We start from the raw sequence: 12,889 nt of genomic DNA, 5'->3' as shown, positions 1-12,889 counted from the left end.
TGCACCCTGTTTGCCAAGTATGATATTTAAATGTTGATAAAACATACAACAACAGGAGGTTGCCATGGATCGTTTGGATTATGGTAGTGCGCTAGACGAAGTCGTTGAAAGACCAAGCCGCTCTCGAAGCTCCAACAAGAAGCGCAAATGGCGTGAAATCGAAGCGCTGAAAGATAAACATCGTCTGTTGAAGGAACTACAGGAGATAGACAGCAGTTTTGACTATGATATCGACAGCCTCCTCTGAATATGAGAGACATTAAAAAAGAGCGCCAAGCGCTCTTTTTTAATGTCTGCTTCCCACAAGGTTATCTGTCTGCGGTTTGAATATAGCTTCTCAGCTCGTCGAATAGCTGGTTATCATCGCTGCTGAACAAAGGATCCTCTATCAGCTTCAACTCACACATGCTTTGGATCTTCTGCCAGTCTTCATCCTTCAGGCTCTTGGCAAGCAAAGGAAAGATCTCCCGCTCTTCATACAGCATGTGCTTTTCCTGCAAATCCACATATCCCTTCAATTCAGCAACCAGTTTTTCCTTGGCCACCACCACGTCGTTCAGGATCAGGTTGAGTGTCGCCATCAAGGCCGATGAAGCTTCAATCAATTTTTGGTGCTCTTCCTCAAGACGCCGGGTAGGCTCGGTACGGCTCTCCTTGATAAGGAAATAGTCGTAAATGATGTCTTCGAGTGGATGATGGCTGTGCTCGGCATAGCCCTGCATATATTCGACAACATCCCGTACCAGATTAAAATTGACGTGCTCACCTTCGGCCAGCTTCAGGTATTTCCCCTTCAGCAACTTCAGCAATATGGCAATATGCTTGTGGTCATTCATCAATCTTTGCAGCATAGGGCACTCCATTTTGAGTCGGGCCTTTCTAGGTAATAGTAGTAAACAGGCCAAATATTACTCAATACTAACCATAGATGTTTTCCGGGGACATGATAAAGATCAAGGAAAATAACCTTCTAAATCAATAATTCATAAATTAGCACCTTGTATAATCTTCAATGCCCTTACGCTGCTTGCCCCAAAAGCGGGCCAGGCGCCTCAGCCCCCTTGGCTTTCCTCCATCATCACCAGCATCTCTTTGAGAGAGCCACGGATACGATTGAAGGCTTCACCGGCAGAGCTGGCTTCGCGCAGATGTCGCTCAACCATGGAGGTAAAATAACTCTCCTGCTCTTCTGTCATGTCCAGCACATGAAAGCTGCTGCGAATTTCAGTAGTGATCCCCGATAAGGTATCGCAGAAGCGCTGATCCTGTTGCTGCATGGAATCACCCAACTGCTTCATCAGCAGGTGTAACCTATCCATCACCCGTCGCAGCATCTGCTGGCGCTCTATGTCCAATACCCTGGCCTCCAATCCTTCGACCACAACGGCAATCACATCCCTGAGGCGGCCGTAAAGCACCTCATCCTTGACCGGCATATTCTTGATCAAGAATGACACATGCTTGTCATTGCACATGGTTCGGTTGCCAAAGTCATACAGGCGTCCCTGTTTGTCCAAAAGTTCAAAGATATTGGCTTCTATCGGGCTTATCTGGGTATTGTCCGGCACAAAATATTCGGCGCTGTCTGTGCGTATTTCCAGACAGGTATTGAGGTTGAGCTGAGTCATCAGCTCAAAAAAGGCATCGGCAAGGGCACGGTAGTTGTTACAAAGAAAACATTGGCGGAAGAATTGCAGCACGCAGCCATATTGGGACGATTCACTCATGGACTGAAACGCCATATTTCTCGACATGGACTCGGCCTGCATCAGAGACTGTTTGCGCTGTTGATATTGCGCCACACTGCGTACCTTGGCCAACAGCTCTTTCAGCTCAAAGGGTTTAGCGATAAAGTCTACCGCCCCGGCCTCATAGGCCTTGAGGCGCTCATTGAGGGTATTCATACCGGAAACAAATACCACTGACGCCTCTCGCCCCTGTGATTGCAAGTGAGCACATAACTCCACACCGCTGGAATCCGGCAGATTGATATCCATCAGGATAATTTCCGGTGTCGCCGACTCCAACGCCGCCAAATAAGCTGCTGCCGAATCAAACACTTTGACGGAGTAATCATCCTGTAAGACTTCCTCTATCAAAGCCAGATAATCAACATCATCATCCACTACCCAGACAGTTAAATTGTCCATAACTCTCCCTTACTGTCATCAGCAAATCTAATTCCCACCTGCTTGAGTGCCAGAATCAATCCTGTCAGATCAAAGGGTTTATGCAGTACCGGAAACGGCATCTCATCGGCGCTGGAAATACCTATGTCCTGAATAAAGCCAGAGATCAGCAATACAAGCAGTGAGTGTTTAACATTGAGTTTTTGTGCAAGTTCGTAGCCGTTGATACCGCCAGGCATCAACACATCTGTGATAAGAAGCTCGGCATCACAACGCTGCTGCTCGTAGCGTTGCAGCACTGTGATGGGATCATGGAACAGCTCCGCCTCTATCCCCAGCAGGTCGCAATAGTCGGCCATCACTTCCAGCATCTCAGGCTCATCATCCACCACTATCGCCTTTATCGGACGCCTGACTCTGGGCAATTCCCCCGTATGGGTACTGAGTTGTGGCTCAGTCGCCAACTTACGACTCTGCGGGAACCATAATCTGAATTCAGTGCCGGCAACTCCCGTGTTCAGGATGGCGATATAACCCTTGGAACGTTTAACAAAACCGTACACCATGGCCAGCCCAAGACCTGTGCCCTTGCTCTTGTCCTTGGTGGTGAAGAACGGGTCGAATACCTTGTCCTGAAAGGCTTCAGGAATACCACTGCCACCATCAATCACGCTGATCCATACATAATGCCCGGGCTCTACCTGGGTCTTGCCTATGGCGATCCCGGGCAGATAACCACTCAAATAGCAACTGCCGGTACGGATCTTGAGTTCTCCCTTGCCCTCCATGGCATCGCGGCCATTGAGCAGCAGATTCAATAAGGCGTCTTCAAGCTCCCCTTTATCGAGCATCACAGGTTTGTTATCCGGTGCCAGCTCAATACTCAGCGTTATTTGACTGGTCAAGGACTTGGCAAACAACTCCTGTAAACCTTCAATCACCTCATTGACCTGGCAAGGCTCGGCATTGAACTGTTCCTGGCGCGAAAACGACAACAGTCTGCGGGTCAGATCTGTGCCTCGCTGGCAGGCCTTAAAGGCGGTATTGAGGTATTTTTCAGCTTTGGGATCAGAGGTTTTAAGCTGCATTAACTCCAGGTTACCCTTCAATACCCCGAGAATATTGTTGAAGTCGTGGGCTATGCCGCCGACCAACTCCCCTATGGCCTGCATCTTCTGGGTTCTGGCCACGGCCTGCTGCAATTGATGCTGCTCGCTGTAATCGCGACCTATAACGGCGTATATGCGCCGGTTTCGGGAAATACAGTAACAGTTGAGATGCAATAACTCCCTGCCGCCATCGCCTTTATGACACCAAAGTTCCCCGGTATAACTGCCCTTGCGGCGCAACTGTTCCCTAAAAGAGTCACTTTCTTCGCCTTCAAACAACAGGCCGGTTAAATTGGCGCCCACCAATTCCCGGTTGGCATATAAGGTCACAGCTGTGGCTGCCGGGTTGGCGTAAAGGATGGGTTCTCGCTCAGATTCGAGACTAAACAGCAGTAATAAACTGTCGGCACCGTCTATAACGGCCTTGAAGCAGAGTTCATCCTCTGCCGACTGTGATGAACTGCGGCTGAGCTGACATTGATAGATGGCCCCCACCAAGGGACCGATACTGGCCTGGCATGAGGCCAAAGACTCAAACCAACCGGGAGCCGATGAGTGGAAAAACAGCAATAGTTCTGAATCTTTGATTGGCCAGACGGTAAACTTCAGCCATTGATGAAGCTCTTGTTGGCTCGCTTCTTTGGCCCATTGATTAACACTGCTCCAAAGCGTCAAATAGATAACCGGATCCCGACACCAACAAGTGACTGATTCCGGCATATCGTTGGCGCCCAACTCTGAGCGTTCCACCATCAGCAAAGCCTCTGCCCCTGAGGCATGTACCAGGGTCTGGCACAGGGCCGGCAATACGTCCTGTCCCTGGGTCAAACCCAGTTGCAATTTAGCCAGTTCAATCAGCAGTCGGGACCAGTCGCCAGGGAATTCGGTTTGAGCCTCAGAGGAAAACACGTTAAAGTCCCTTTCCGTTGTTTTTCAGTCATTCAAGCATAGACAAGTTTGCAATATTAGCGACTTATCCAGCTTGCCAAACGCTATAGAGGAGTCTGGGTGACGAGTCAGGAAAGGTGGGTTGGTGCCCATGTCAGCGCCCAGGGTGGTGTGGAAAATGCTCCGCTCAATGCCCACAAGATAGGGGCCAGTGCCTTTGCACTGTTTACCAAGAATCAACGTCGCTGGCAGGCAGCACCTTTAACCGAGCAGTCCATCGCCGCCTTTCAGGAAAACTGCCAAAAATTGGGGTTCAGACCCGAGGCGATTCTACCCCACGACAGCTATCTGATTAACTTGGGACACCCGGATCCCTTGCTGCTGGAAAAATCCCGCGATGCCTTTGTCGATGAGATGCTTCGTTGCAAACAGTTAGGATTAACCTTGCTGAACTTTCATCCCGGCAGCCACTTGCGACAGATAAGTGAAAACCACTGTCTGCGTAACATCAGCGATTCAATCAACCTGGCATTGGCAGCTTGTGATGGCGTCTGTGCCGTCATCGAAAATACCGCGGGACAAGGCTCCAACCTGGGACACAGATTTGAACAACTGGCGCAGATCATTGATGGGGTTGAGGATAAATCCAGAGTCGGTGTTTGCCTGGATACCGCCCATATGTTTGCCGCGGGTTACGACATGCGCACTCAGGAAAGCTGCCGGGAAAGCTTTGACGCCTTTGGCCGCATAGTGGGCTTTCAATACCTCAAGGGCATGCACCTCAACGACAGCAAGACGGGACTCGGCAGCCGGGTCGATCGCCACGACTCCTTGGGCATGGGCGAAATAGGCAAAACCGCTTTCGAGTATATTCTCGGCCACCCAGCCACCAAGGGGATACCCTTGATATTGGAAACCATACGCCCGGAGATCTGGCCCGAAGAAATTGCCTGGCTGAACAGCCTTAGCCGCTAAACCATCCATTCGCTCTCCGTCGATTCAATCTCCTGACTGCCCCAGTAAAAAGCCGCAAATGATGCGGCTTTTGGGATAATTGCTGCACTAAATTCAATCCTTCTCAGCCCTATCGACCTCCAAGAGCTGAACCAAGAACTGAGCCAAGGCCTTAGTTCAATACCGCAAACATGTGCTGTTTAAGGCTATCAAAATCGGCCGGCAGAACAGCCGACAGCAGCGGCTTATCAGCCACCCTTTGCAATGCCTGTGGCAGTGGCAGACTGGTGTTCAACTCGCGGTCGACCACATCCTTGAATTTGGCCGGATGTGCCGTCGCCAGAAAAATCCCCTGCTCTTCATCCTGCAGAGACAAACGCAGTGCCTCGGCGGCCACCGCTGCATGGGGCTCTGCCAGATAACCTGTCTGCTCAAGCGCTAACATGGCCTGACGGGTTTGCCCCTCGGAAAGCGCCAAGCCTGACAAGTCAGACAGCGGCCATTTCATCTCGGCAAAAATCGCTTCCACTCTGGGCCAGTTGCTCGGCTCGGACACATCCATGGCGTTGGACATGGTCGCAACAGTTTGCCGCGGCGCCCAATCACCAAAACTCAAATAGCGCGGTACGGTATCATTGCTGTTGGTGGCCGCCACAAAACGCTTGATGGGCAATCCCATGGCTTTGGCCAGCAGACCCGCGGTCAGGTTACCGAAGTTACCACTGGGGACACTGACAACCGGCGCCGATTGATGCTGCTTTCTATGCTGGGCAACCGCTTCAAAGTAATAACAGATCTGCGCCAACAAGCGGCTGATGTTGATGGAGTTGGCCGAATTCAGGTGCAAACCGTCACGAATATCACTGTCTTCAAAGGCTTGCTTGACCAAGTGCTGACAGGCATCGAAGTCGGCTTCAACCGCAACTGTGTGAATATTGCCGCCCAGAGTGGCAAACATCTTCTCCTGCAACTCACTGATCTTGCCTTTGGGATAGAGCACCATCACCCGCACCTTATCCAGGCCAAAGAAGGCATCAGCCACCGCCGCGCCTGTATCCCCCGAGGTCGCGGTCAAAATGGTCAGCGGTTCTGAGCCGCCAAGCTGGTTGAGACACTGAGCCATAAAACGGGCACCGAAGTCTTTAAAAGCCAAGGTTGGCCCATGAAACAGCTCCAGACAACTGCGCTGCTCGTCCACCTGCACCAGCGGCAGAGGGAAATTAAACGCCTTCTCCACCAGCTTGTCGACACAGTCCTGCCCCAGTTCATCGGCGAGCCAGGCACCGAGTATCTGCTTGCTGCGCTCAACAAAAGGCAGGGCCAACAGGGCATCGACATCTGCCATTTTCGGGATCCGGGTTGGGAAAAAGAGCCCTCGGTCCATGCCAAGACCCAGCTTGAGCGCTTCAGTAAAACTTACCCGCTGTGCCGGGTGCTTGAGGTTATAGAGTTCCATATTGATGCCTTAAATTCTTTTTTGGATGAAAATGCGTTTCAGGACAATACCCGGGTGCCTTGCATATCCAGGCGGCAGATGTGGGCAAAGCCGCCCGCTTCGGTTAAATAGTGTTGTTCCAGGTAGCGCTTGGCCTGCTCGGCGCGGGCCAGATCGGCGCTGATGGAAAACAGGGTTGGGCCGCTGCCGGAAATCCCGGTGGCCAACATACCCAGCTCAGACAATCCGCGCCGCGCCGCCAGATACCCGGGGATAGCCTCGGCCCGATAGGGTTCGGCCAACACATCTTTCAACACAGTCAGCGCCAGCGCCTCATCCTGGCGATAACAGGCATGAACAAAGGCACTGAGATTGCGGCCAAATTCTATGCAGGTTCCCTTGTCGTATAGGTTCGGCATCAAGGCGCGCATGGCCGCCGTCGATAATGAAATCCCAGGATAAGCCACCAGCCAGTACCAGGAATCAAAGGCCGGCAAGGGCTCGCAGATACGCCCGGGCAAATCCAGCATCAGTTGCAATCCACCCAAGTAGCAAGGCGCCACATTGTCATAATGCACCGAGCCACTGATCTCCCCTTCAAAACGCCCCATTAACCCCAGCAAGGCCGGCTCATCATAGGGACGGCCGAAATACTCATTGAGACCATAGAGCGCCGCCACCACTGAACTGGCACTGGAGCCAAGGCCGCTACCCACCGGCAGGTTCTTGGACAGGGTCAAGGAAACGCCTTGATTGATCCCGGCCTCACCTAGGAAAAACTCGGCGCAGCGATAAACAATATTCTGCTGCGGCTCCTGTGGCAGCTTATGAGCCCAGGGGCCAAGTTGAGTGAGAGAAACGCCGCAAGGCGCTGGGCCCACTGTAACTGTATCCCCCAGCAAACTGCCATCAATGGGGGCCAGTGCGGCGCCCAGCAAATCAAAGCCGACACCGACATTTCCCATAGAGGCGGGCGCATAGACAGTCACAGGTGCATTGGCGGGAATAAACTGACTCATGCGCTGACCTCCCGAGTCCAGTTGAGGGTTCTGAGCAAGTCGGCAAACACCCCGGCGGCAGTGACTTCAGTACCGGCGCCATAGCCTCTGAGCACAAAGGGGATCGGCTGATAGTAGCGGCTGTAGAAAGCCAGCGCATTCTCACCGCCTTTGACGCTGAACAGGGGATCATCAGCCGCCACTTCGGCGATACGCACCCTGCAACCTGACTCATCTATCTGGCCGACATAACGCAGGCGTTTACCCTTGGCATGGGCGGCAGCGACTCGCTCGGCAACGGCGGCATCCAGCTGTGGCAGAGCCGCCATAAACTGGGCCACATCGCCTGATGCATCGAAGTCATCCGGCAAGACAGACTCCACCTGAATATCATCAAGCTCCAGCGGCAAGCCCACTTCCCGGGCCAAAATCAACACCTTGCGCGCTACATCCATACCATTGAGATCGTCCCTGGGGTCCGGCTCGGTGAAGCACTTTTCCCGGGCTATGGCCGTGGCCTGTGACAGACTCATCCCCTCATCCAGCATACCGAAGATAAACGACAGCGAACCCGAGAGTATCCCCTGGAAACGCAGCAGCTTATCACCGGCAAACAGCAGCTTTTTCAGGTTATCGATAACCGGCAAACCGGCGCCGACATTGGTTTCATAAAGGAACTGGCGCCGCTGGGCCAGCGCGGTTTGCCGCAGCGCGCGGTAAAAAGCCAACTCACGGGTATTGGCCTTCTTGTTGGGTGTCACCACGTGCAAACCGGCATTCATCACGTCCAGATAACGGCCGGCAATGACATCCGAAGAGGTGCAATCCAGCAATACGGGATTGAGCAACTGCTGCTCCTTGGCCCAGGCCAACATCTTTGTCAGATCAAAGGCGACGGGCGAATCGTTGAGCTTTGATTGCCAAGCGGCCAGGGAGATACCGGCGGCATCGAGCAACATCTTGCCTGAGTTGGCGATGGCGCAAACCCGAATACTGATATGTTGCTCCTTGAGCATGGCTTCCTGCTGTTTTATCTGCTCCAGCAAGCCTGCGCCTATATTACCGGCGCCAACCAGAAAGACATCGAGATACTGCTGCACATCGAAAAAACCCTGGTGACAGGCCGCCACCGCATGACGCGTCTTGCGCTGCTCGACCACGGCCGAAATGGAGCGCTCGGACGAGCCCTGGGCAATGGCGATGATATTGACACTAGCCTGGGCCAGAGCCTGGAAAAAGCGCGCAGCCACGCCCTTATGGGTACGCATACCGTCACCTATCAGGGACACTATCGCCAGTTGATCCCGCATCTCCAGCGGCTCCAACAGTTCACTCTTGAGCTCAAGTTCAAACTCCTGCTCCAGCGCCCACTTAACTCTGGGGGCATCCAAAGTGGCCACACAGAAACTGATGCTGTACTCACTGGAGCTTTGAGTGATCAGCGATACCGAAACCTTGGCTCTGGCGATGGACTCCAGAATACGCGACGCCATACCCACCATGCCTTTCATTCCCGGGCCTGAGACGTTGAACATGGTTTGGTTATCCAGATTGGAAATCGCCTTGACCTGCAGCCCGGTCTGATCCGGCAGATTGGATACCAGAGTACCCGGCGCCTCGGGGTTGAAACTGTTTTTGATGTAGCAAGGGATTTGGAACTGGGCTATGGGTGAAATGGTCTTGGGGTGCAGTACCTTGGCGCCAAAGTAGGAGAGCTCCATCGCCTCCTGGTAACTGAGCTGGGAGAGCAGCTTGGCATCGGCAACCACCCGGGGGTCGGTATTATAGACCCCATCGACATCTGTCCAGATTTCGCAGCTGTCGGCATCCAGACAGGCTGCCAGAACTGCGGCCGAATAATCCGAACCATTGCGTCCTAGAGTCACCACCTTGCCATCGGCACCGGCGGCGGTAAACCCGGGCATAACCCACACTCTCTGCTCATCGAGTTTAAGCAACGCAAATCTGGGCTTACTGACGGCGATATCCACCACAGACTCCAGAGGTGTACCGACGCCGAGGAATAATTCTCTCGGGTCGAGTAAACCGGCACTGACTCCCTTGGCCTTGAGCACTTCAACCATCAAGGCTGCCGAGAGTCGCTCCCCGGCTACCAGGATCTCGGCCCGCACACTGTCAGGACACTCCCCCAGAAGCTGAACCCCAGCCAATTTTGCCTGCCAACTCGCCAGTTGCTGCGCCAATACCTTCTTCAGCTGCTGTCCGGCTTCCTCTGCGAGAGATACAGATGCATCGGCATACAAGGCTTCAAATACCTCAGCCACCTTGGCAAGGGCCTCGTCGACATCCCCCTTTGCCAATACCATATCGACCATGGCCAATAGATTGTTGGTTACGGTTGCCGGAGCCGACAGCACTGTGGCCACTTGCTCTTCTCTGGCACTGGTCAGAACTATTTCTGCTGCCATTTCAAACCGTTGCCAGTTTGCCAGCGAGGTACCGCCGAACTTCATTACTTTCATCTATCTCTCCTTTAAATACCGCGCCCGCCCAGGAAACAAAAAAGCCCGCTCCTTGGTGGGAGCGGGCTTCTTGTTTGCAATTCTTCAGGGTATAGTCAGCCCGCCCCCACACTGGTAATGGTGGTGGTTGTAATGGTGGTAATTACAACTGAGCTTAGCTGATACATTGGGTTTCTATACTCGTTTCGTTCTCTTGTGTTCAGGCCGGTTCATTCAGGAGTTGAGCCCGAGAATGACAGCAATGCAAACAGGATTGCTTTTTTTTGTAGCCCTTGTCAAGGGGCGTTTTCATGAAAATTTTAATGAAATGGCAATCTCATTGAATAAGCCTCACCAAAGTCTGTTTTTAACTGGATAAGCATCAACGAAATCTCCTCATTGCAATTAACCTTGACGTAAAGTGTATTGGATAAAAGCTGAGTATCAGCCAAGCAGGAACCGTCGAGCACACCAAGGTGAAAGCCTACAGGGTTCAAAAACACTCAAGTCAAGATTTTTGGAAAGACGTTTGAAAAATAATGGCTTTTTTAGTGCCTTTCCAACCCAAAATGTCGTCATGGTGGCAAAACTCTGTGCAACAGTTGGCATAAGCAACGCTCGGATATCGCCAGCGCGGAAAAAGCACGTTATCATGCGGCCACATTCTGAACGGGAGGCGATATGCAAATCACCCAACACAGCGCGGTTACCATTCACTACCGCCTGACTGACGCCAAGGGTCAGTTGATAGAAAGTTCTTTTGAGGCAGATCCTATGGTCTACCTCCACGGTATGGAAAACCTGATCCCGGGACTTGAAAAAGCACTGGAAGGCAAAGGCAAAGGCGATACGCTGGAAGTGACCATAGAAGCCGAAGAAGCCTATGGCCCATACCACGATGGTCTGCGTCAGGAAGTTCCTCTGGAAGCCTTTGGCGATATCCAGGACATAGTACCAGGCATGCGCTTTATCGCCGAAACTGAAATGGGCCAGCGCCCGGTACAAGTGACCGAAGTACTGGACAACAGTGTTATCGTTGATGGCAACCACCCTCTGGCTGGCCAATCACTGACCTTTAATGTGGAAGTGATGGACGTGCGTGAAGCGACGGCCGAAGAGGTCGCCCACGGCCATATCCACGCCCATGGCGGTTGCGGTAGTCACGGCCATGATCACGGCGGATGCTGTGGCGGTCATGATCACGAGCATGGCGGTTGCTGTAGCTCAGATGCCGAAGAAGGCACCAAGAAAGAAGGTTGTGACGGTAACGGTGGTTGCGGCTGCCGCGGTTGATAGCCAGTCACACCGACGCCTACTACTGATATCAATCGAGAGTCCGGCCAATGCCGGACTCTTTGTTTATTCCACTTTGGAAAACAAGGCTGGGGCTCCTGCTTTGGACTAGAATCAATAGATAACCTGGATGCGAAGGAATGCCCCGTGATCTTGTCCAGAATGGTCTATGAGAGTCTGCCCTATCTGTATTTTTTTACCGGTAGTCTGGCACTCTATCTACTCGATCCCCTACTTGGGATCCTGGGTTCCGTTTTGCTTATATTGGCCGCGGCCTGGATTTACAATTTGCGTTCGAGTCACAGACGCAGCGATCCCAAACGCCTGCGACGGGGAGGATTTTGGCCCGAACCCCTGTATGCAGGATTGCCTTTCCTCTGGTTACTGTCGGGCATGCTGCTGTTGAGATTTGCAGATAAGGAAGTGTACCAACTGCTGGGGCTGCTCATTTGTGCCTGGGGAAGCTATATTCTGAGTCAGCGTCACCTCTACCGCCGCCACAAATTGCCGCGACAGCCCTTGATGTAACTCAAAGGATCAAGGCGCGGATCTTTTCTTTCAGCGCTGCGGGCATATGCTTCAAATAGTTGGAGCAACGGGTGATTGTCGCAATGCTCACCTCATATTCGGCAGCTATCTGTCTTTGACTCATCTCCCCTTCAAGCAATACCTGAAACACCTTCAAACGGCCGGCGATGGCATGCCTTTCATCATCGGTCAGCAGCAGCTCAAACAGGCAATTAAGATCTTCTGGATTGTTATGGGCCAGCACCTTATCCAGTACTGATATCCAATCTGGGCGCATATAAACTCATTCGTGTTCACGTAATGGTACGTGAACACAGTATAGCCTCGTTTTCCTGCGAAAAAAAGTCGTGTTTTAGCAGCCAGTTACTGACAAAACTTTACATGTAAACTGAAAAAGCCTACTCCCTCTGTCACACAAAATGTGTACAATAGCCAAGCAATGTCACATTAACGCACAAACTTGTGAGAATGATAATGAAAAAATACTTACTGATGTTAGCCGCCACCGCGGCGCTTAGCGCTACAGCTGTTCAGGCCCACAACTTTGAAAGCAGCGATGATGCCATCCAGTACCGTCAGTCTGGTTTCAGCCTGATGGCCTATAACTTCGGTGATATCGGTGCCATGCTCAAAGGCAAGAAAGACTTTGACGCCGATGTTGCAGCTATGCGTGCAGCCAATGTGGCCGCCCTGGCGAAACTGCCACTGGAAGGCTTTATCGACGGTTCAGACAAGGGTAATACTGAAGCCCTGGCCAAGATTTGGGCTGACAAGGCTGACTTTGAAGCCAAGTTCAAAGAACTGCAAACCAATGCCGATGCCCTGGCCATAGCAGCCAAAGGTGGCGACAAGAATGAGCTGAAAAAAGCCTTCGGTGCCGTTGGCAAAAGCTGCAAAGGCTGCCACGACGTCTACAAGAAAGACTAAGCTCTTTCGTTGATTCCATTAAAAAAGCCTGCATTGAGCAGGCTTTTTTAAGGTTCATCGCGGATCTCCGGGGAACGCCTCTCTGACTTTCAGAAAGAAGTATTCGGTATCCCGGTAGCCATAGCCCATTCGCTTCAGCAGTTTGATTTTGTTGTTCATCCCCTCT

The 12,889-nt window shown here is 52.3% G+C and carries 13 protein-coding genes and 1 other annotated feature; of the genes, 5 read left to right on the top strand and 8 right to left on the bottom strand.

All coding sequences use genetic code 11. From position 1 onward, the window contains the following. The first annotated feature begins 64 nt into the window (after positions 1-64). Positions 65-247, top strand: a complete 183-nt coding sequence (locus HCX89_RS04090; protein ID WP_025010585.1) for a DUF3545 family protein — start codon at positions 65-67, stop codon at positions 245-247. Positions 248-308: 61 nt separating this feature from the next. Here HCX89_RS04090 and HCX89_RS04085 read toward each other — a convergent pair whose 3' ends face one another. From HCX89_RS04085 to HCX89_RS04075, 3 genes are all read right to left on the bottom strand, one after another. Beyond that, entirely contained in the window at positions 309-851 is a 543-nt protein-coding gene (locus HCX89_RS04085) for a hemerythrin domain-containing protein (protein ID WP_025010584.1), read from the bottom strand. A 201-nt stretch (positions 852-1,052) separates the two neighbouring features. Next, positions 1,053-2,150 (bottom strand): response regulator transcription factor, encoded by a 1,098-nt coding sequence (locus tag HCX89_RS04080; RefSeq protein WP_044734935.1) that lies wholly within the window; start codon positions 2,148-2,150, stop codon positions 1,053-1,055. Continuing rightward, on the bottom strand, positions 2,138-4,147 hold the full coding sequence (locus tag HCX89_RS04075; protein WP_071238262.1) for an ATP-binding protein: 2,010 nt from the start codon (positions 4,145-4,147) through the stop codon (positions 2,138-2,140). The genes HCX89_RS04080 and HCX89_RS04075 overlap by 13 nt, the downstream gene beginning before the upstream one ends. Before the next feature lie 99 nt (positions 4,148-4,246). Here HCX89_RS04075 and nfo point away from each other — a divergent pair, with 99 nt between their 5' ends. Continuing rightward, a complete protein-coding gene (gene nfo, locus HCX89_RS04070; protein WP_096140799.1) occupies positions 4,247-5,101 on the top strand; it encodes a deoxyribonuclease IV in 855 nt (284 codons plus the stop codon). A gap of 151 nt (positions 5,102-5,252) precedes the next feature. On the opposite strand, the gene thrC is transcribed toward nfo, so the two are convergent. Genes thrC through thrA form a run of 3 tightly spaced genes read right to left on the bottom strand, consistent with a single transcriptional unit; the run spans position 5,253 to position 9,996 of the window. Next, complete coding sequence (thrC, locus tag HCX89_RS04065) at positions 5,253-6,536, bottom strand: threonine synthase (protein ID WP_144134843.1); 1,284 nt, start codon at positions 6,534-6,536, stop codon at positions 5,253-5,255. A 38-nt stretch (positions 6,537-6,574) separates the two neighbouring features. Next, complete coding sequence (gene thrB / locus HCX89_RS04060) at positions 6,575-7,534, bottom strand: homoserine kinase (protein WP_167715181.1); 960 nt, start codon at positions 7,532-7,534, stop codon at positions 6,575-6,577. Then, the gene (gene thrA, locus HCX89_RS04055) at positions 7,531-9,996 is read right to left on the bottom strand and encodes a bifunctional aspartate kinase/homoserine dehydrogenase I (RefSeq protein ID WP_167715178.1); all 2,466 of its coding nucleotides are present in this window, start codon (positions 9,994-9,996) and stop codon (positions 7,531-7,533) included. Before thrA ends, thrB begins: the two co-directional genes overlap by 4 nt. 34 nt (positions 9,997-10,030) lie before the next feature. Then, positions 10,031-10,151, bottom strand: a sequence feature (Thr leader region). 505 nt (positions 10,152-10,656) lie between these two features. On the opposite strand from thrA, the gene slyD reads away from it, so the two are divergent. Then, positions 10,657-11,268, top strand: coding sequence for a peptidylprolyl isomerase (slyD, locus tag HCX89_RS04050; protein WP_025887197.1), 612 nt, complete (start codon positions 10,657-10,659; stop codon positions 11,266-11,268). Between the two features lie 147 nt (positions 11,269-11,415). After that, positions 11,416-11,796 carry a hypothetical protein gene (locus HCX89_RS04045; RefSeq protein WP_025887196.1) on the top strand — a complete coding sequence of 127 codons (381 nt, stop codon included), beginning with the start codon at positions 11,416-11,418 and terminating at the stop codon, positions 11,794-11,796. Position 11,797: 1 nt separating this feature from the next. Here the strand turns inward: HCX89_RS04045 and trpR are convergent, their stop codons facing one another. After that, positions 11,798-12,073, bottom strand: a complete 276-nt coding sequence (trpR, locus tag HCX89_RS04040; RefSeq protein WP_025010576.1) for a trp operon repressor — start codon at positions 12,071-12,073, stop codon at positions 11,798-11,800. Positions 12,074-12,270: 197 nt separating this feature from the next. Between trpR and HCX89_RS04035 the strand changes: the two genes are divergently transcribed. After that, positions 12,271-12,723 carry a cytochrome c gene (locus tag HCX89_RS04035; protein WP_025010575.1) on the top strand — a complete coding sequence of 151 codons (453 nt, stop codon included), beginning with the start codon at positions 12,271-12,273 and terminating at the stop codon, positions 12,721-12,723. Positions 12,724-12,777: 54 nt separating this feature from the next. On the opposite strand, the gene HCX89_RS04030 is transcribed toward HCX89_RS04035, so the two are convergent. After that, positions 12,778-12,889: transposase (locus tag HCX89_RS04030; RefSeq protein WP_146194394.1), on the bottom strand; the 112-nt coding region annotated here is incomplete at its 5' end.

This window comes from Shewanella sp. Iso12 (assembly GCF_012030025.1).
Classification (GTDB): Bacteria; Pseudomonadota; Gammaproteobacteria; order Enterobacterales; family Shewanellaceae; genus Shewanella; species Shewanella algae.
The sequence above is the reverse complement of the archived record's forward strand: the minus strand, read 5'-3'. Positions and strand labels throughout refer to the sequence as shown.